We start from the raw sequence: 19,300 nt of genomic DNA on the forward strand, positions 1-19,300 counted from the left end.
GGCGATTACAAGCTTTTACTCTTTAATTACGCCACGTGCGCGGAGTAGTGCGGTTTTAAAATCTTCTTCATAATCTTTCTGAATACCTGGGATGACGGCGTCTTTCGCCGAGTCACGCATTTTCAGGTGATAGATCAGAATGTCATCAGTTAAATCCGCCAGTTCGCCGTCAAAACCTGACTCTTGCGCCAGTTTCTGTAAAAATTGCATCAGGTTAAGATCGGGTTCCTTCTGCCAGGCCGGCTGGAGGAGTTCAATAACTTCATTCAGACGTTTACATTTCATGGTTGTGCTCCTTAGGCTCAATACAGATACGTTAGCAGGGTCAATCCCACATTAAAAGAGGCGATATCAGTGATTCTGGATAGTGCAATAACAGGGGTTGTGCTGGCAGGCGGTAAGGCCAGACGGATGGGCGGAACCGATAAAGGTCTGCTTGAGCTGGATGGTAAACCTCTTTGGCGGCACGTAGCCGATACCCTCGCTTTACAGGTCGAAACCGTGGTGGTTAATGCCAATCGCCACCGGGATATTTACCAACAAAGCGGCCTGAAAGTTATCCCTGATTCATTGGCCGATTTCCCTGGCCCACTGGCCGGGATGCTATCGGTATTCCTGCAGCAAGCGGGGGAGTGGTTTCTGTTCTGCCCGTGCGATATGCCCTATATTCCTCACGATCTGGTCAAACGTTTGAAGGAGCAGCGCAAAGCTGCACCGGTTGTCTGGGTGCATGATGGGGAAAGAGATCATCCGACCATTGCGCTAATGCACCGCACCATGCAACCCTTGCTACAGGATTATCTTCAGTCCGGTGAAAGACGCGTTATGGTCTTTATGCGCCAGGCTGGCGGTCATGCTGTCGATTTCAGCGATCATAAAGATGCGTTCGTGAACGTGAACACCCCTGAAGAACTTGCAAAATGGCAGGACAAATCATGATCCCATTACTCGCTATAGCAGCATGGAGCGGAACGGGAAAAACTACGCTGCTTAAAAAATTGATCCCGGAGCTACGTGCCAGAGGCATTCGTCCCGGATTGATTAAGCATACTCATCACAATATGGATGTTGATAAGCCCGGCAAAGATAGCTATGAGCTACGCAAAGCCGGTGCAGCACAAACCCTGGTCGCCAGCCAGCAGCGCTGGGCATTAATGGTAGAGACCCCGGAAGAGCCCGAACTGGATTTAGCGTACCTGGTAAGCAGGATGGATGCTTCTACACTGGATATGGTGTTGGTTGAAGGCTTTAAGCATGAACCTGTTGCTAAGATCGTTCTTTTTCGCGACGGTTGCGGGCACAGTCCAGAGGACCTGGCGTTAGACAACTATGTTATCGCGGTTGCCAGTGATATTCCGCTTGCGGTGGATGTTCCATTGTTAGATATCAACGATATACAGCAAGTTGCCGATTTTGTTACGCAATGGATAAGTAGATAGCTGCTGTGTCGTGATACGCCTTTGTAGGCCGGATAAGGCGGAAGGCCACATCCGGCAGTTTTCACTCCCTTCAGACGCAAAAAAGCCCATCCGGCAGGATGGGCTTCTTCACTTATTTGATGCCTGGCAGTTCCCTACTCTCGCATGGGGAGACCCCACACTACCATCGGCGCTACGGCGTTTCACTTCTGAGTTCGGCATGGGGTCAGGTGGGACCACCGCGCTACAGCCGCCAGGCAAATTCTGTTTATCAACACACCTCTCGGGTCTGTCGATGTCATCTGTAATCAAGCTGAATTTCGATGTCTCTTTCGCCAAAACACCTTCGGCGTTGTAAGGTTAAGCCTCACGGTTCATTAGTATCGGTTAGCTCAACGTATCGCTACGCTTACACACCCGACCTATCAACGTCGTCGTCTTCAACGTTCCTTCAGGACCCTTAAAGGGTCAGGGAGAACTCATCTCGGGGCAAGTTTCGTGCTTAGATGCTTTCAGCACTTATCTCTTCCGCATTTAGCTACCGGGCAATGCCATTGGCATGACAACCCGAACACCAGTGATGCGTCCACTCCGGTCCTCTCGTACTAGGAGCAGCCCCCCTCAATTCTCCAGCGCCCACGGCAGATAGGGACCGAACTGTCTCACGACGTTCTAAACCCAGCTCGCGTACCACTTTAAATGGCGAACAGCCATACCCTTGGGACCTACTTCAGCCCCAGGATGTGATGAGCCGACATCGAGGTGCCAAACACCGCCGTCGATATGAACTCTTGGGCGGTATCAGCCTGTTATCCCCGGAGTACCTTTTATCCGTTGAGCGATGGCCCTTCCATTCAGAACCACCGGATCACTAAGACCTGCTTTCGCACCTGCTCGAGCCGTCACTCTCGCAGTCAAGCTAGCTTATGCCTTTGCACTAACCTCCTGATGTCCGACCAGGATTAGCTAACCTTCGTGCTCCTCCGTTACTCTTTAGGAGGAGACCGCCCCAGTCAAACTACCCACCAGACACTGTCCGCAACCCGGATCACGGGTCTACGTTAGAACACCAGCCATTAAAGGGTGGTATTTCAAGGTTGGCTCCATGCAGACTGGCGTCCACACTTCAAAGCCTCCCACCTATCCTACACATCAAGGACCAGTGTTCAGTGTCAAGCTATAGTAAAGGTTCACGGGGTCTTTCCGTCTTGCCGCGGGTACACTGCATCTTCACAGCGAGTTCAATTTCACTGAGTCTCGGGTGGAGACAGCCTGGCCATCATTACGCCATTCGTGCAGGTCGGAACTTACCCGACAAGGAATTTCGCTACCTTAGGACCGTTATAGTTACGGCCGCCGTTTACCGGGGCTTCGATCAAGAGCTTCTCCTTACGGATAACCCCATCAATTAACCTTCCGGCACCGGGCAGGCGTCACACCGTATACGTCCACTTTCGTGTTTGCACAGTGCTGTGTTTTTAATAAACAGTTGCAGCCAGCTGGTATCTTCGACTGATTTCAGCTCCATGAGTAAATCACTTCACCTACATATCAGCGTGCCTTCTCCCGAAGTTACGGCACCATTTTGCCTAGTTCCTTCACCCGAGTTCTCTCAAGCGCCTTGGTATTCTCTACCTGACCACCTGTGTCGGTTTGGGGTACGATTTTGTGTTACCTGATGCTTAGAGGCTTTTCCTGGAAGCAGGGCATTTGTTACTTCAGCACCGTAGTGCCTCGTCATCACACCTCAGCGTTAACAAGACTCCGGATTTACCTGGAATCTCCGCCTACATGCTTAAACCGGGACAACCGTCGCCCGGCTAACATAGCCTTCTCCGTCCCCCCTTCGCAGTAACACCAAGTACAGGAATATTAACCTGTTTCCCATCGACTACGCCTTTCGGCCTCGCCTTAGGGGTCGACTCACCCTGCCCCGATTAACGTTGGACAGGAACCCTTGGTCTTCCGGCGTGCGGGTTTTTCACCCGCATTATCGTTACTTATGTCAGCATTCGCACTTCTGATACCTCCAGCATGCCTCACAGCACACCTTCAACGGCTTACAGAACGCTCCCCTACCCAACAACACATAGTGTCGCTGCCGCAGCTTCGGTGCATGGTTTAGCCCCGTTACATCTTCCGCGCAGGCCGACTCGACCAGTGAGCTATTACGCTTTCTTTAAATGATGGCTGCTTCTAAGCCAACATCCTGGCTGTCTGTGCCTTCCCACATCGTTTCCCACTTAACCATGACTTTGGGACCTTAGCTGGCGGTCTGGGTTGTTTCCCTCTTCACGACGGACGTTAGCACCCGCCGTGTGTCTCCCGTGATAACATTCTTCGGTATTCGCAGTTTGCATCGGGTTGGTAAGTCGGGATGACCCCCTAGCCGAAACAGTGCTCTACCCCCGAAGATGAGTTCACGAGGCGCTACCTAAATAGCTTTCGGGGAGAACCAGCTATCTCCCGGTTTGATTGGCCTTTCACCCCCAGCCACAAGTCATCCGCTAATTTTTCAACATTAGTCGGTTCGGTCCTCCAGTTAGTGTTACCCAACCTTCAACCTGCCCATGGCTAGATCACCGGGTTTCGGGTCTATACCCTGCAACTTAACGCCCAGTTAAGACTCGGTTTCCCTTCGGCTCCCCTATTCGGTTAACCTTGCTACAGAATATAAGTCGCTGACCCATTATACAAAAGGTACGCAGTCACCCCATAAAGAGGCTCCCACTGCTTGTACGTACACGGTTTCAGGTTCTTTTTCACTCCCCTCGCCGGGGTTCTTTTCGCCTTTCCCTCACGGTACTGGTTCACTATCGGTCAGTCAGGAGTATTTAGCCTTGGAGGATGGTCCCCCCATATTCAGACAGGATACCACGTGTCCCGCCCTACTCTTCGAGTTCACAACACATGCACTTTTGTGTACGGGGCTGTCACCCTGTATCGCCGGACTTTCCAGACCGTTCCACTACCACACATGCTGATTCAGACTCTGGGCTGCTCCCCGTTCGCTCGCCGCTACTGGGGGAATCTCGGTTGATTTCTTTTCCTCGGGGTACTTAGATGTTTCAGTTCCCCCGGTTCGCTTCATTACGCTATGTATTCACGTAATGATAGTGTGACGAATCACACTGGGTTTCCCCATTCGGAAATCGCCGGTTATAACGGTTCATATCACCTTACCGACGCTTATCGCAGATTAGCACGTCCTTCATCGCCTCTGACTGCCAGGGCATCCACCGTGTACGCTTAGTCGCTTAACCTCACAACCCGAAGATGTTTCGTAAAACACTTCAGTGTTGCGAAAATTTGAGAGACTCGAACACACCGCTTTTCATTTCTTGTTTACGGAGAAATGAAACAGTGTGTCGTTTCAATTTTCAGCTTGATCCAGATTTTTAAAGAGCAAAACTTCGCAGTGAACCTTTTCAGGTACACTCTGAAGTTTTCTTGTGTTTTTGCAGTAAGGAATGGTGGAGCTATGCGGGATCGAACCGCAGACCTCCTGCGTGCAAAGCAGGCGCTCTCCCAGCTGAGCTATAGCCCCATCGTAGTTAAATCTCGTTTAACCTTAATTTCTGTTGAGGCAAGGCGTGGTGACGCGAAGCATACTGAAGTATGTGAGCGTCGCCGCAACGCAGCATCAGCAGAAATTTGGTAGGCCTGAGTGGACTTGAACCACCGACCTCACCCTTATCAGGGGTGCGCTCTAACCACCTGAGCTACAAGCCTGCAGAGATTTTCTTACTGCTAATTTTCATCAGACAATCTGTGTGAGCACTACAAAGAACGTTTCTTTAAGGTAAGGAGGTGATCCAACCGCAGGTTCCCCTACGGTTACCTTGTTACGACTTCACCCCAGTCATGAATCACAAAGTGGTAAGCGCCCTCCCGAAGGTTAAGCTACCTACTTCTTTTGCAACCCACTCCCATGGTGTGACGGGCGGTGTGTACAAGGCCCGGGAACGTATTCACCGTGGCATTCTGATCCACGATTACTAGCGATTCCGACTTCATGGAGTCGAGTTGCAGACTCCAATCCGGACTACGACATACTTTATGAGGTCCGCTTGCTCTCGCGAGGTCGCTTCTCTTTGTATATGCCATTGTAGCACGTGTGTAGCCCTACTCGTAAGGGCCATGATGACTTGACGTCATCCCCACCTTCCTCCAGTTTATCACTGGCAGTCTCCTTTGAGTTCCCGGCCGGACCGCTGGCAACAAAGGATAAGGGTTGCGCTCGTTGCGGGACTTAACCCAACATTTCACAACACGAGCTGACGACAGCCATGCAGCACCTGTCTCAGAGTTCCCGAAGGCACGTTCGCATCTCTGCAAACTTCTCTGGATGTCAAGAGTAGGTAAGGTTCTTCGCGTTGCATCGAATTAAACCACATGCTCCACCGCTTGTGCGGGCCCCCGTCAATTCATTTGAGTTTTAACCTTGCGGCCGTACTCCCCAGGCGGTCGACTTAACGCGTTAGCTCCGGAAGCCACGCCTCAAGGGCACAACCTCCAAGTCGACATCGTTTACGGCGTGGACTACCAGGGTATCTAATCCTGTTTGCTCCCCACGCTTTCGCACCTGAGCGTCAGTCTTTGTCCAGGGGGCCGCCTTCGCCACCGGTATTCCTCCAGATCTCTACGCATTTCACCGCTACACCTGGAATTCTACCCCCCTCTACAAGACTCTAGCCTGCCAGTTTCGGATGCAGTTCCCAGGTTGAGCCCGGGGATTTCACATCCGACTTGACAGACCGCCTGCGTGCGCTTTACGCCCAGTAATTCCGATTAACGCTTGCACCCTCCGTATTACCGCGGCTGCTGGCACGGAGTTAGCCGGTGCTTCTTCTGCGAGTAACGTCAATTGCTGCGGTTATTAACCTCAACACCTTCCTCCTCGCTGAAAGTACTTTACAACCCGAAGGCCTTCTTCATACACGCGGCATGGCTGCATCAGGCTTGCGCCCATTGTGCAATATTCCCCACTGCTGCCTCCCGTAGGAGTCTGGACCGTGTCTCAGTTCCAGTGTGGCTGGTCATCCTCTCAGACCAGCTAGGGATCGTCGCCTAGGTGAGCCGTTACCCCACCTACTAGCTAATCCCATCTGGGCACATCCGATGGCAAGAGGCCCGAAGGTCCCCCTCTTTGGTCTTGCGACGTTATGCGGTATTAGCTACCGTTTCCAGTAGTTATCCCCCTCCATCGGGCAGTTTCCCAGACATTACTCACCCGTCCGCCACTCGTCACCCAAGGAGCAAGCTCCTCTGTGCTACCGTTCGACTTGCATGTGTTAGGCCTGCCGCCAGCGTTCAATCTGAGCCATGATCAAACTCTTCAATTTAAGTTTGATGCTCGTGAATTAAACTTCGTAATGAATTACGTGTTCACTCAGAGACTTGGTATTCATTTTTCGTCTTGCGACGTTAAGAATCCGTATCTTCGAGTGCCCACACAGATTGTCTGATAAATTGTTAAAGAGCAGTGCCGCTTCGCTTTTTCTCAGCGGCGCGGGGTGTGCATATTACGCCATCCCGCTGGAGAGTCAAGCGTTTATTTTCGCTTTTCTCCGCTGACCCGGCGGTTTGTAATCCGTTGTTCCGTGTCAGTGGAGGCGCATTATAGGGAGTTATTTCAGGCTGACAAGGGGAAATTTAAAATAATCTTCCGAGTGCGTATTTTTTATTCTTTGTGCTTATTTTGACAACGTTTTGTGGGTTAATTGGGCGATTTCCCGCGCGAAATCCGCGACCTGTTCCCAATCGGTATACACCACTTCTTTATTGGTATCAGTTTCACCGCCTGACATCTTCATTATCAGTTGGATCATAACGCGGTCATACCAGCGATAGCGTGGATACAGCAAAGCGCCAGCAATAACCGCACTGCGATCAGGCCGCCACGGCGAACTCATCAGGAACTTACGCGCATAGCTGTTAGTTTGCGGCGTGCGTTTCTCCGGTTTACGGGCAACCAGGTTTACGGAGTAGAAGGCACTCGGCATCGCATTCAGCCGCGTGGCATGCTTTTTCACAAACTCCTGAAAAGCTGCATGGTAATGACCATAGCGAATCGAGGCGCCAATCACCACGCTGTCATAATGTTGCCAGTCAGGCTCCGCGGTACGATGCAAATTAACGACATCCGCCCAAACGCCCAGCTCTTTGAGTTCAGAAGCCAGATACTCGGCGATTTCACGCGTTTGTCCGTCCCGGGAAGAAAAAAGAATCAGTGTTTTCACGTGTTACTCCATTATTCACGCCAGAAAGTAGGGGTAAAGAGTACCAGCAGGGTAAAGACCTCCAGACGACCAAACAGCATATTGGCAATCAGGATCCACTTCGCCACGGGGTTCATACTGGCAAAGTTGTCGGCGACAACCCCCAGCCCTGGCCCCAGGTTATTCAGCGTCGCCACAACAGAGGCAAACGCGGAGAAGTCATCAACACCGGTCGCAATAATCGCCAGCATACTGATAATAAAGACCAGCGCATAGGCAGAGAAGAATCCCCACACAGCTTCAAGGATTCGCTCCGGCAAAGCACGGTTACCCAGCTTGATACTGTAAACCGCATTCGGGTGGACCAGTCGTTTCAATTCGCGGTTACCCTGCTTAAACAGCAACAGGATTCGAATCACCTTCAAGCCGCCGCCCGTCGACCCGGCACAGCCGCCAATAAAAGCAGAACACAGCAACAGCACCGGCAGGAACAACGGCCAGCGGGCAATACTGTCCGTAGTGAATCCGGCGGTCGTCGCCATTGATACCACCTGAAAAAAAGCCTGGTTGATGGTCGTGAGTGCCGAACCGTAGGTATTGTGTATCCACAGCACCAGCGTACAGACAGCCACCAGCGTCAGCTGCACCCCAATGAACATGCGGAATTCTGGATCGCGCCAGTAGACCTTCAGGCTGCGACCGCTTAATAAAGAGAAGTGCAGACCATAGTTACAACCGGAGATCAGCAAGAAGATAGCAATAATGGTGTTAATCGTGGGACTGTCGAAATACCCCACGCTGGCATCGTGTGTGGAAAAGCCGCCGATGGCTATCGTAGCAAAGCTGTGCCCAATAGCGTCAAACGCGGGCATCCCGGCAAACCATAGCGCCAGCGCACACGCCACCGTCAGTAATACATAGATAAGCCACAGCGTTTTCGCCGTTTCGGCAATACGCGGACGCATTTTGTTATCTTTCAGCGGGCCCGGCATTTCTGCCCGGTAGAGCTGCATCCCACCGACGCCAAGAATAGGCAAAATAGCCACCGCCAGCACGATGATCCCCATCCCGCCGAACCATTGCAGCATCTGTCGATAAAAGAGGATAGCGTGTGGCAATGAATCCAGCCCCACCAGCGTTGTCGCCCCCGTGGTGGTTAATCCGGAGAAGGATTCAAAAAAAGCGTCGGTTATCGTGAGGTTAGGGCTTTCCGCAAAGATGAACGGTAGCGCACCCACGCTACCCAGCACGGTCCAGAACAAAACGACAATCAGAAACCCTTCGCGCGATTTCAGCTCGCCCTTCTCTTTACGGTTTGGCCACCACAGCATGGAGCCGATCGCCAGAGCAACGAAGAAAGTTTGAGTAAACGCACGCCCTGCCCCATCGCGGTAGATGAGCGCTACCAGTCCGGGGATAATCATTGTCCCCGAGAATAAGATGACCAGTAGTCCAACGATTCGGGTGATGGCGCGAAAATGCATCTCTGCCGCTTCCTTAGTTCTTTAAAATGAGGTGGGGATTATTCTTCAATCGCTGACAATTGCAATGAACCACGACTAAAATCCGCCAGTTTTGCCGAAAATTCATCCACTTTGGCATAAGGAAGCGCCACCCTGAGCCGAACAAAAGCCTGGTAATCACTGGCAACAACTTTACCGTCAAACTGCCCCAGCAAAGCTTCAATGCCTGCCAGCTGACCGTACTCACACTGCAAAGTATATTCGGTTAATGGCGTCTTGCGCTGCGTCGTTAACTGACGCAACGCCTGATTCACGCCGCCACCGTAGGCTTTCACTAGCCCACCCGTACCCAGAAGGATACCGCCGTAGTAGCGCACCACCACCGCGGTAATCTCACCGATGCCACTCCCCATCAGCTGCGCGAGCATCGGTTTGCCTGCCGTACCAGCCGGTTCGCCATCGTCTGAAAATCCCAGCTGCTGCGAGTCATTGGGCGCGCCCGCCACCCACGCCACACAATGGTGGCGGGCGTCCGGGTGTTCCATTTTGACTGACTCAACAAACGCTTTCGCCGCTTCTACGCCGTCCGTATGGGCGAGCAGCGTAATGAAGCGGCTTTTTTTGATCTCTTCAACGACGCTTACCGGCGCCGCAGGGATTAACCAACTGTCCATTACGCCAGTTTTAAATCCCGTGTCATGTTTTCGATATTGTTCTCGTGGACCACCACGTTATCTTCAATACGAATACCGCCGAACGGTTTCAGGGCTTCAATTTTCTGCCAGTTGAAGTGTTTGCTGAACTGCCCTTCACGCCACGGCGCCAGCAGCGATTCAATGAAGTAGATGCCCGGTTCGATGGTCAGGACCATGCCAGGTTGCAGAACGCGGGTGCAACGCAGGTAAGGATACTTCGACGGCGCGGCCAGATGCGTACCGCTGTCATCTTGCATAAAGCCAGCGACATCGTGTACCTGCAGGCCCAGCGGGTGACCAATGCCATGCGGCATAAACGGCCCGGTAAGATCGTTTTCCACCATCGCCTCTTCACTCATATCGGTGATGATTTGATGCTTACGCAGCAGCTTCGCGATGCGCTGATGGAACTGAATGTGATAATCCACGTAGCTGGTGCCCGCTTTCATAGTGGCAATCAGCGCCAGTTGCTCGTCATTCACATCCTTCACCAGATGCGCATAGTCGTTGTCGCTTTTCGCCGACCACGTACGCGTCAGGTCTGCTGCATAGCCGTTGTATTCCGCACCGGCGTCCAGCAGGAAACTGCGGATTTCAGACGGAGCCTGATGATCCAGCCTGGTGTAATGCAGAACCGAAGCATGCTCGTTAAGCGCAACAATGTTGCTGTACGGCACGTCGGTGTCGCGATGACCGGTAGCAGTCAGGTAAGCGAGGTTGATGTCAAACTCGCTCATCCCGGAACGGAACGCTTCTTCCGCGGCACGGTGTCCATTCACCGCCATTTTCTGTGCTTCGCGCATACAGGCCAGTTCGTAATCTGTTTTGTAAGCACGATAATAATGCAGGTAGTCAATAACCCCTTTCGGGTTGATATTGCTGGCCGCGATATCCAGTTGCAGCGCGCGTTCCGGAACCGGACCGATGTAACCGATATTGCCGCGAGCAGCAGGCAGTTGGCTACCGATACCATCAGCTTTTGGCAGCGCGATGATCTCAATTTCTTCCGTCCAGAAGGAGGTCGGCAGCGGCTCAACGTTGTGCCAGTAATCAACCGGCAGGTAGAACCACAATTTCGGCTTATTCACGCCATCCACCAGCAACCAGCAGTTAGGAACCTGCGTTACAGGCACCCAGGCTTTGAATTGCGGATTGACCTTAAACGGGTAGGGATGATCGTCGAGAAAGACGTTAACAAGTTCTCCTGAGTGAATAAGTAACGCATCCAGCTTGAAGCGCTCCAGCGCGTCGCGCGTCCGTTCTTGTAGGGTAACGATATGATTTTTATAGAGTGCGGCCAGTGATTCCATTTTCTATCCTTCTGTTTTTTTGACCTCAAGTGTCCGCATCTTAGCACATCGTTTTGTGAGTGCGTGATTTCTGCCGATCGTGATCAAATCGTCATTTCTTTAATCATTCATTTGCATTTTATTAACATAAAACACACACTTCGATTCATCTGGTATGACCAGATCACCTTGCGGATTCAGGAGACTGACATGCTTTACAAAGGCGACACCCTGTACCTCGACTGGCTGGAAGATGGCATCGCCGAACTGGTGTTCGATGCCCCAGGTTCAGTCAATAAACTCGACACGGCCACCGTTGCCAGCCTGGGCCATGCGCTTGACGTGCTGGAAAAACAACCGAATTTAAAAGGGCTGCTGCTGCGTTCTAACAAAGCAGCCTTTATTGTTGGTGCCGACATCACCGAATTCCTTTCACTGTTCCTCGTGCCTGAAGAGCAACTGAGCCAGTGGCTGCATTTTGCCAACAGCGTCTTTAATCGCCTGGAAGATCTGCCTGTTCCGACTCTCTCAGCAGTTAACGGCTATGCGCTGGGCGGCGGCTGCGAGTGTGTCCTGGCGACCGATTATCGTCTGGCTACGCCGGACCTGCGCATCGGCCTGCCGGAAACCAAGCTGGGCATTATGCCAGGCTTTGGCGGCTCCGTGCGTATGCCACGTATGCTGGGTGCGGACAGCGCGCTGGAAATTATTGCTGCGGGTAAAGATGTGGGTGCTGAGCAGGCGCTAAAAATCGGTCTGGTCGATGGCGTAGTGAAGCAAGACAAACTGCTTGATGGCGCGATCGCGGTATTACGTCAGGCGATTAACGGCGACCTCGACTGGAAAGCCAAACGTCAGCCGAAGCTGGAGCCGTTGAAACTCAGTAAAATTGAAGCGGCAATGAGCTTTACCATCGCCAAAGGTATGGTGGCGCAGACGGCAGGTAAGCATTATCCCGCACCGATTACCGCGGTAAAAACCATTGAAGCAGCGGCCCGTTTTGGCCGTGAAGAAGCGCTGAATCTGGAAAATAAAAGCTTTGTTCCACTGGCGCACACCAATGAAGCCCGCGCACTGGTTGGAATTTTCCTTAACGATCAGTTCGTGAAAGCCAAAGCCAAAAAGCTCACCAAAAATGTTGAAGCGCCAAAGCAAGCGGCAGTGCTGGGCGCAGGCATTATGGGCGGCGGCATCGCTTACCAGTCGGCCTGGAAAGGCGTGCCGGTTGTCATGAAAGATATCAACGACAAATCATTAACGCTGGGTATGACCGAAGCGGCCAAGCTACTGAACAAACAGCTGGAGCGCGGCAAAATTGACGGTCTGAAAATGGCGGGCGTTATTTCCACCATTCACCCCACCCTCGACTATAGCGGTTTCGAACGCGTGGACGTGGTAGTTGAAGCGGTCGTAGAAAACCCAAAAGTGAAAAAAGCGGTACTGGCGGAAACCGAAGATCAGGTTCGCCCGGACACCGTACTGGCTTCGAATACTTCCACCATCCCAATCAACGAACTGGCCAGCGCGCTTAAGCGTCCGGAAAACTTCTGTGGGATGCACTTCTTTAACCCGGTGCACCGTATGCCGCTGGTTGAGATCATTCGCGGCGAGAAAAGCTCGGATGAAACCATCGCTAAGGTTGTCGCCTGGGCAAGCCAGATGGGCAAAACGCCGATTGTGGTTAATGACTGCCCTGGTTTCTTCGTTAACCGCGTGCTGTTTCCCTATTTTGCCGGTTTCAGTCAGCTGCTGCGCGACGGGGCGGATTTCCGCAAAGTCGACAAAGTGATGGAAAAACAGTTTGGTTGGCCGATGGGCCCGGCTTATCTGCTGGACGTGGTAGGTATTGATACCGCGCACCACGCGCAGGCGGTGATGTCCGCAGGCTTCCCTCAGCGTATGCAGAAAGATTATCGCGATGCGATAGACGCCCTGTTTGATGCTAACCGTTTCGGGCAGAAAAACGGTCTCGGATTCTGGCGTTATAAAGAAGACAACAAGGGCAAGCCGAAGAAAGAAGAAGATGCCACCGTTGACGATCTGCTGGCAGAGGTCAGCCAGCCGAAACGCGACTTCAGCGATGAAGAGATTATCGCCCGCATGATGATCCCTATGGTCAACGAAGTAGTGCGTTGCCTGGAAGAAGGCATTATTGCCAGCCCGGCAGAAGCCGATATGGCGCTGGTATACGGTCTGGGCTTCCCTCCGTTCCACGGCGGTGCGTTCCGCTGGCTGGATACGCTCGGCAGCGCGAAGTATCTCGATATGGCTCAGCAGTATCAGCACCTTGGTCCGCTGTATGAAGTTCCGGCCGGTCTGCGTGATAAAGCGCGCCATAACGAACCGTATTATCCCCAGGTTGAGCCAGCCCGCCCGGTTGGCAGCCTGAAAACGGCTTAAGGAGTCACAATGGAACAGGTTGTAATTGTTGATGCGATCCGTACCCCGATGGGCCGTTCGAAAGGGGGCGCGTTTCGGAACGTGCGTGCAGAAGATCTCTCTGCACATTTAATGCGTAGCCTGCTGGCGCGTAATCCGGCGCTGGAGCCAACCGCGCTTGATGACATTTACTGGGGCTGTGTGCAACAAACGCTGGAGCAGGGTTTCAATATCGCCCGTAATGCCGCGCTGCTAGCGGAAGTTCCGCACTCCGTTCCGGCCGTCACGGTCAATCGCCTGTGCGGTTCGTCCATGCAGGCGCTGCACGATGCGGCACGCATGATCATGACTGGTGATGCTCAGGCGTGCCTGATTGGCGGCGTTGAGCATATGGGCCATGTGCCAATGAGCCACGGCGTTGATTTCCACCCGGGTATGAGCCGCAACGTGGCGAAAGCCGCAGGGATGATGGGCCTGACCGCGGAAATGCTCTCCCGCATGCACGGCATCAGCCGTGAAATGCAGGACGCTTTCGCCGCACGTTCACACGCTCGCGCCTGGGCTGCAACACAGTCTGGCGCTTTTAAAAACGAAATCATCCCGACCGGCGGTCATGATGCCGACGGCGTGCTGAAGCAGTTTAACTACGATGAGGTTATCCGTCCGGAAACGACCGTTGAAGCGCTCTCCACCCTGCGCCCGGCGTTCGATCCGGTGAACGGAACGGTGACTGCCGGTACCTCTTCTGCGCTCTCCGACGGCGCAGCGGCGATGCTGGTAATGAGCGAAAGCCGCGCCCGTCAACTGGGTCTGACGCCGCGTGCCCGTATTCGTTCGATGGCTGTTGTCGGCTGCGATCCGTCAATCATGGGTTACGGCCCGGTTCCGGCCTCAAAGCTGGCGCTGAAAAAAGCGGGACTCTCCACCAACGACATCGGCTTGTTTGAGATGAACGAAGCCTTTGCCGCTCAGATCCTGCCGTGTATTAAAGATCTGGGGCTAATGGAGCAGATCGATGAGAAGATCAACCTCAACGGCGGGGCGATCGCCTTGGGTCACCCGCTGGGCTGTTCTGGGGCGCGTATCAGCACCACCCTACTCAACCTGATGGAACGCAAAGACGTGCAGTTTGGTCTGGCGACGATGTGTATCGGGTTAGGTCAGGGTATCGCAACGGTATTTGAGCGAGTTTAATCAAAGCATGCCGGGGGCGCTTCGCTTGCCCGGCCTACGAAATGTTATCTCAAAGCCATTGGTGCCAGAACAAGGCGGCAAGCGAATGAATCCCGATGAGCTTACGTATAGTAAGTGATTCGGGTGAATGAGCGAAGCCAACACAGTTATGGTGCCAATGGCGAAGAGAGAAAGTTTAGTTGCCGTTCTTCCCGCCTGTCAGGGGCGGGTTTTTTATTTCCCTGAACTACCACGCACCACTAACTGCACCGGCAGCAGCAGATTCTCTTCCTGATTTTCTTCCAGCAGTAAACGCAGCGCTTCACGCCCCAGCTGTTTTTTATCAACCGCAATGGTAGTCAGCGGCGGATGTGACCAGGACGCAGCATCGATATCATCAAATCCCACCAGCGCAAGATCTTCCGGGATACGTATACCCTGCTGCGCACACACCTGCTGAACAACCATCGCTGCCGCGTCGTTATAGGCAAAAATGGCATCGGGCGGCTCTGGCAGTCTGAGTAGCTCATTAACCGCATCCACCAGAGATTGCTCGGTATCCAGCAGCGGCGGCGCAACAACATCGTACTCTGGCGGCATTAGCAAACGGGCTTCATACAATGCCTGACGGTAGCCCTTTTCACGCTGACGGATGCTGTAGTGCGCGAGCGTACTGGCAAGAAAAGCAATGCGGCTGCGGCCTTGTGCAATCAGATGTTGCGTAGCCAGATAGCCGCCCAGAGTATTGTCAGGATTCACGCAAGGCAGTCCTGGCGCCCAGAGATCCACCAGCACCAGCGGCAATTTCATCTGTTGTAGCAGCCCAAGCAACTCAGGTTCAAAAAATCCCGCGCAGATTAGCGCATCAGGCTGGTGCAGCATTACCTGCTCACTCACTGCATCGCCTGGACCTATAGAGAGAAAGCTCAGCGCAACCCCCTTTTCGCGACACAGATCTTCTATCCCCAGCAGCAGTTGAGAGTAAAACGGTAAAGCCCGGCTGATATTGTGCTGGCGATGCAGTAAAAACAGGACACGTTTGATTTTGTCTGCGCGCAGGCGTGAAAAATCATAACCCTGCTGCTGCGCCACTGAAATAATGCGCTGTCGGGTCTCTTCACGCAGCCCCGGTTGCCCTTTTAGCGCGCGGGAAACAGCGCCAACCGAGACGCCACAAGCGTCGGCAATGTCTCTAATACGTACAGGTTTCGTCATTTCACTCTCATGGATTTAATATGGCTTGTTGTGCCCCCAGCCAGGCTGCGCCGCGTACGCCGCTGCTGTCGCCGTGGCGGGCCTGAACGATCGGTGTGCGGCACTGTTTACCAAACACGTACTGCGCCACTCGCGCCTGTAAGCCTGAGTACAGTAAATCGATATTGGATACCCCGCCCCCCAGCACGATAACATCGGGATCGAGCATATTCACCACACTCGCCAGCGCGCGAGCCAGTTGATCGCAATAGCGTTCCCACAACAAACAGGCGTCTGCATCACCCGATGCTACCCGTTGCATAATTTGTGGCACCCCCATATGTTGCGCGGTGTGATTCATATACTGACGCTCCAGGCCACTACCGGAAATAAAGCTCTCAATACAGTTCAACTGTCCGCAATAGCATGTCACTTCAGCCCCGTCCCGAGATCCGTGGTAGCGCGGCAAGGCATTATGCCCCCACTCTCCGGCACAGGCGTTAGGGCCGGAGATCAACCGGTTCTCGATGCACAGACCACCGCCGCATCCGGTACCGAGGATCACGCCAAATACCACGCTATGCCCACGCCCACTACCGTCCATCGCTTCTGACAGGGTAAAGCAGTTGGCATCATTGGTAACGGGCACTGGCATTCCTAATGCACGCTCGAGATCTTGCGCAAAGGCCTGCTGATTCAGCACCAGAATGTTGGAATTCTTAATCAAACCTTCGCTATCCACCGCACCTGGCACCCCGACGCCAACCGATAAAGGCTGATTAATGGCCTGCATAGCCCTGGCTATCATCTCCGTCACGGCCTGGAAAAAATCACCGTAACGCTGCTTTGGTGTCGCACATCGTTCGTGGTAAACAATTTCACCCGCGTTATCAATCACCACCGCTTCGATTTTAGTCCCGCCGATATCCAGTCCGAGCCTCATGGTTTTTCCTCATTTGCATCTCACAATGTGATGCGGTTTAGCTTGCCTATTTTGTTTACTAAACACATGGAGAGCTGTCACAAAAACTCAATTTATGTTTTATTGACGGACATATTATGTTTACTAAAAAATAATTATGATGAGAAAGAGAGGCAATGACGCCGGGCCTGCGCCCTGCTAGTTGGAAGACAGATGATTGATGGATGCGCCGGAAGGGCTCCGGCGCACAGCGCTTAAATGAACGCGAAAGCGTCGCCAAACAGGCGATCTTCACGCGCACTGCGTTCATTACAGAACAGATCGCGCGCGATTTTGGCCATTTCAAAACGACCGGCAATGTAGATATCGTGCTCAGCCAGGGTACCGTAATCCTGCAATACCGCCGTTAACACGGTTCCCGTACGACCACGCCAGCCGTCTTCTGGCTGTTCCACCACTGGCTCAACGCGCAGATTCGGGTGATTAACAGACAACGCTTCCAGTTCGGAGAGATCATAGAGATGCTTCTCTTCACGCCCACCCCAGTAAATGGTGATATCGCGGTTTGGATTACGTGCCAGCGCAGTAAGCAGAATGGAACGCACGTAAGAGAACCCTGTACCACCGGCAATCAGGATCAGCGGGCGCTCGTCTTCATCACGCAGCCAGGCTTCGCCATGCGGAATGTCGACCTTGATTTCCCGGTCTTTCAGAATGCGGTCCATCACAGCCATGGCATAAAGATTTAGCTCAGAGGCGCCAACGTGCAGCTCAATGAATCCTTGCTCGTCCGGCGTGGATGCCATGGAGAACGGACGCTTATCCCTTTCGTCCATCACGACCATTAAATACTGGCCAGCACGAAAGGAAAACGCCGCGTCTGGCACTAAACGAACGCGATATACGGTATCAGTGATAGCTTCTACCGAGGTCACTTTACAGCTTAAGGTTGTCATGCGCTCTCTCTGTCGGATCAATAGGCAAAACGATCGCGCCTCAGGCGCTTTTGCCGTCATTAAAGATGGCCAGTTCATCCCAAATTGCGTCAATACGCGCAGTTACTTCAGGATCTTTTTTAATCGGGCGTCCCCATTCGCGTTGGGTTTCGCCCGGCCATTTATTTGTGGCATCCAGCCCCATTTTTGAACCCAGGCCGGAAACCGGCGAGGCAAAGTCCAGGTAATCAATTGGCGTATTCTCTACCAGTACCGTATCCCGAGCCGGGTCCATACGGGTAGTAATTGCCCAAATCACATCATTCCAGTCGCGTGCATTGACATCATCATCGCAGACAATAACAAATTTGGTGTACATAAACTGGCGTAAAAACGACCAAACACCCATCATGACGCGTTTGGCATGACCAGCGTACTGTTTTTTCATCGTCACCACGGCCAGACGATATGAACAGCCTTCCGGAGGCAGGTAAAAATCGACGATTTCCGGGAACTGCTTTTGCAGAATAGGAACGAAAACTTCGTTCAGCGCCACACCAAGCACCGCGGGCTCATCAGGCGGACGTCCGGTATAAGTAGAGTGATAAATCGCCTCTTCACGCTGGGTAATGTGCGTGACGGTAAAGACCGGAAAGCTATCTACTTCGTTGTAGTAGCCGGTATGATCGCCATACGGCCCTTCCGGGGCCAGCTCACCCGGTTCGATATACCCTTCCAGCACGATTTCAGCACTGGCGGGCACTTCCAGATCGTTGGAAATACATTTGACCACTTCGGTCTTGGTGCCACGTAACAGCCCGGCAAATGCGTACTCGGATAATGTATCAGGGACGGGCGTCACGGCCCCCAGAATGGTCGCAGGATCTGCCCCCAACGCCACCGAAACCGGGAAGCGTTCGCCAGGATGCGCCGCACACCACTCCTGGTAATCGAGTGCGCCGCCGCGGTGGGACAGCCAGCGCATAATGAGCTTGTTTTTGCCAATCAGCTGCTGGCGATAAATACCCAGATTCTGCCGCTCTTTATGCGGACCACGCGTTACGGTTAGCCCCCAGGTAATCAGCGGTGCGGCATCTTCCGGCCAACAGGTCATAATCGGAATACGGTTTAAATCGACGTCATCACCGGAGTAGATTTTTTGCTGACAAGGCGCACCGCGCAACCGCTTAGTCGGCATGTTCAGCACCTGCTTAAACTGCGGCAGCTTATCAAACAGATCGCGGAATCCTTTCGGTGGCTCCGGCTCTTTCAAAAACGCCAACAGTTTACCGACTTCCCGTAGTGCCGAGACATCTTCCTGCCCCATCCCCATCGCAACACGCTTCGGTGTGCCAAACAGGTTACACAGCACCGGCATTGAATAGCCTTTAGGATTCTCAAACAGTAACGCAGGCCCACCAGCACGCAGGGTGCGATCGGCAATTTCAGTAATTTCCAGGTGGGGATCCACCTCAAGCGAAATGCGTTTGAGCTCGCCCTGCTGTTCAAGCAGCGTCAGGAAGTCGCGTAAATCGTGATATTTCATGGCGTCCATTGTGGCCTCTTCGTAAGCGCTTCATTATACGGCGTTCATCATTGTGATGCTGTATT

13 protein-coding genes, 2 tRNA genes and 3 rRNA genes are annotated in these 19,300 nt (G+C 53.0%); 4 read left to right on the forward strand and 14 right to left on the reverse strand.

Annotation, left to right across the window (positions count from 1 at the left end):
- Positions 1–15: 15 nt before the first annotated feature.
- On the reverse strand, positions 16–285 hold the full coding sequence (locus tag HV037_RS23640) for a YihD family protein (protein ID WP_003028616.1): 270 nt from the start codon (positions 283–285) through the stop codon (positions 16–18).
- Positions 286–354: 69 nt separating this feature from the next.
- On the opposite strand from HV037_RS23640, the gene mobA reads away from it, so the two are divergent.
- A complete protein-coding gene (gene mobA / locus HV037_RS23645) occupies positions 355–939 on the forward strand; it encodes a molybdenum cofactor guanylyltransferase MobA (protein ID WP_016157861.1) in 585 nt (194 codons plus the stop codon).
- Positions 921–1,439 (forward strand): molybdopterin-guanine dinucleotide biosynthesis protein MobB, encoded by a 519-nt coding sequence (gene mobB / locus HV037_RS23650; protein WP_103284398.1) that lies wholly within the window; start codon positions 921–923, stop codon positions 1,437–1,439. Before mobA ends, mobB begins: the two co-directional genes overlap by 19 nt.
- Before the next feature lie 121 nt (positions 1,440–1,560).
- On the opposite strand, the gene rrf is transcribed toward mobB, so the two are convergent.
- The 9 genes from rrf to pepQ all read right to left on the reverse strand — a co-directional run bounded on the left by rrf (position 1,561) and on the right by pepQ (position 11,107).
- Positions 1,561–1,676, reverse strand: a 5S ribosomal RNA gene (rrf, locus tag HV037_RS23655).
- A 98-nt stretch (positions 1,677–1,774) separates the two neighbouring features.
- Positions 1,775–4,681: ribosomal RNA gene (locus HV037_RS23660) — 23S ribosomal RNA — on the reverse strand.
- Positions 4,682–4,889: 208 nt separating this feature from the next.
- Positions 4,890–4,965, reverse strand: a tRNA-Ala gene (locus HV037_RS23665).
- A gap of 108 nt (positions 4,966–5,073) precedes the next feature.
- Positions 5,074–5,150: transfer RNA gene (locus HV037_RS23670), tRNA-Ile, on the reverse strand.
- 71 nt (positions 5,151–5,221) lie between these two features.
- Positions 5,222–6,763 (reverse strand): 16S ribosomal RNA (locus HV037_RS23675).
- The 16S, 23S and 5S rRNA genes sit together here with 2 tRNA genes alongside, the layout of an rRNA operon.
- Positions 6,764–7,114: 351 nt before the next feature.
- Complete coding sequence (gene hemG, locus HV037_RS23680) at positions 7,115–7,660, reverse strand: menaquinone-dependent protoporphyrinogen IX dehydrogenase (protein WP_016157860.1); 546 nt, start codon at positions 7,658–7,660, stop codon at positions 7,115–7,117.
- A gap of 11 nt (positions 7,661–7,671) precedes the next feature.
- Positions 7,672–9,123 carry a Trk system potassium transporter TrkH gene (trkH, locus tag HV037_RS23685; protein WP_003017848.1) on the reverse strand — a complete coding sequence of 484 codons (1,452 nt, stop codon included), beginning with the start codon at positions 9,121–9,123 and terminating at the stop codon, positions 7,672–7,674.
- 38 nt (positions 9,124–9,161) lie between these two features.
- A complete protein-coding gene (locus tag HV037_RS23690) occupies positions 9,162–9,776 on the reverse strand; it encodes an IMPACT family protein (RefSeq protein WP_103284399.1) in 615 nt (204 codons plus the stop codon).
- A complete protein-coding gene (gene pepQ / locus HV037_RS23695) occupies positions 9,776–11,107 on the reverse strand; it encodes a Xaa-Pro dipeptidase (protein WP_016155150.1) in 1,332 nt (443 codons plus the stop codon). Before pepQ ends, HV037_RS23690 begins: the two co-directional genes overlap by 1 nt.
- 189 nt (positions 11,108–11,296) lie before the next feature.
- On the opposite strand from pepQ, the gene fadB reads away from it, so the two are divergent.
- Both fadB and fadA read left to right on the forward strand, forming a co-directional pair.
- Entirely contained in the window at positions 11,297–13,486 is a 2,190-nt protein-coding gene (gene fadB / locus HV037_RS23700) for a fatty acid oxidation complex subunit alpha FadB (protein ID WP_046274896.1), read from the forward strand.
- 9 nt (positions 13,487–13,495) lie between these two features.
- Positions 13,496–14,659 carry an acetyl-CoA C-acyltransferase FadA gene (fadA, locus tag HV037_RS23705; RefSeq protein WP_094169153.1) on the forward strand — a complete coding sequence of 388 codons (1,164 nt, stop codon included), beginning with the start codon at positions 13,496–13,498 and terminating at the stop codon, positions 14,657–14,659.
- Between the two features lie 213 nt (positions 14,660–14,872).
- Here the strand turns inward: fadA and HV037_RS23710 are convergent, their stop codons facing one another.
- The 4 genes from HV037_RS23710 to ubiD form a co-directional block, all read right to left on the reverse strand.
- Positions 14,873–15,853, reverse strand: a complete 981-nt coding sequence (locus HV037_RS23710) for a LacI family DNA-binding transcriptional regulator (protein ID WP_047416482.1) — start codon at positions 15,851–15,853, stop codon at positions 14,873–14,875.
- A gap of 7 nt (positions 15,854–15,860) precedes the next feature.
- The gene (locus HV037_RS23715) at positions 15,861–16,775 is read right to left on the reverse strand and encodes an ROK family protein (protein ID WP_103284400.1); all 915 of its coding nucleotides are present in this window, start codon (positions 16,773–16,775) and stop codon (positions 15,861–15,863) included.
- A 233-nt stretch (positions 16,776–17,008) separates the two neighbouring features.
- Complete coding sequence (fre, locus tag HV037_RS23720) at positions 17,009–17,710, reverse strand: NAD(P)H-flavin reductase (RefSeq protein WP_003828903.1); 702 nt, start codon at positions 17,708–17,710, stop codon at positions 17,009–17,011.
- A 40-nt stretch (positions 17,711–17,750) separates the two neighbouring features.
- Complete coding sequence (gene ubiD / locus HV037_RS23725; RefSeq protein ID WP_016155145.1) at positions 17,751–19,244, reverse strand: 4-hydroxy-3-polyprenylbenzoate decarboxylase; 1,494 nt, start codon at positions 19,242–19,244, stop codon at positions 17,751–17,753.
- Between the last annotated feature and the right edge of the window lie 56 nt (positions 19,245–19,300).

It is taken from the genome of Citrobacter sp. RHBSTW-00017 (assembly GCF_013797615.1).
In the GTDB taxonomy this organism is placed as follows: Bacteria; Pseudomonadota; Gammaproteobacteria; order Enterobacterales; family Enterobacteriaceae; genus Citrobacter; species Citrobacter braakii.

Bases quoted from the DNA above. Each gene is read 5' to 3' on its own strand.
- HV037_RS23640 (WP_003028616.1), bottom strand. From the start codon at position 285: ATGAAATGTAAACGTCTGAATGAAGTTATTGAACTCCTCCAGCCGGCC.
- mobB (WP_103284398.1), top strand. From the start codon at position 921: ATGGCAGGACAAATCATGATCCCATTACTCGCTATAGCAGCATGGAGC.
- trkH (WP_003017848.1), bottom strand. From the start codon at position 9,123: ATGCATTTTCGCGCCATCACCCGAATCGTTGGACTACTGGTCATCTTA.
- HV037_RS23690 (WP_103284399.1), bottom strand. From the start codon at position 9,776: ATGGACAGTTGGTTAATCCCTGCGGCGCCGGTAAGCGTCGTTGAAGAG.
- pepQ (WP_016155150.1), bottom strand. From the start codon at position 11,107: ATGGAATCACTGGCCGCACTCTATAAAAATCATATCGTTACCCTACAA.
- fadB (WP_046274896.1), top strand. From the start codon at position 11,297: ATGCTTTACAAAGGCGACACCCTGTACCTCGACTGGCTGGAAGATGGC.
- fadA (WP_094169153.1), top strand. From the start codon at position 13,496: ATGGAACAGGTTGTAATTGTTGATGCGATCCGTACCCCGATGGGCCGT.
- HV037_RS23710 (WP_047416482.1), bottom strand. From the start codon at position 15,853: ATGACGAAACCTGTACGTATTAGAGACATTGCCGACGCTTGTGGCGTC.
- HV037_RS23715 (WP_103284400.1), bottom strand. From the start codon at position 16,775: ATGAGGCTCGGACTGGATATCGGCGGGACTAAAATCGAAGCGGTGGTG.
- fre (WP_003828903.1), bottom strand. From the start codon at position 17,710: ATGACAACCTTAAGCTGTAAAGTGACCTCGGTAGAAGCTATCACTGAT.
- ubiD (WP_016155145.1), bottom strand. From the start codon at position 19,244: ATGGACGCCATGAAATATCACGATTTACGCGACTTCCTGACGCTGCTT.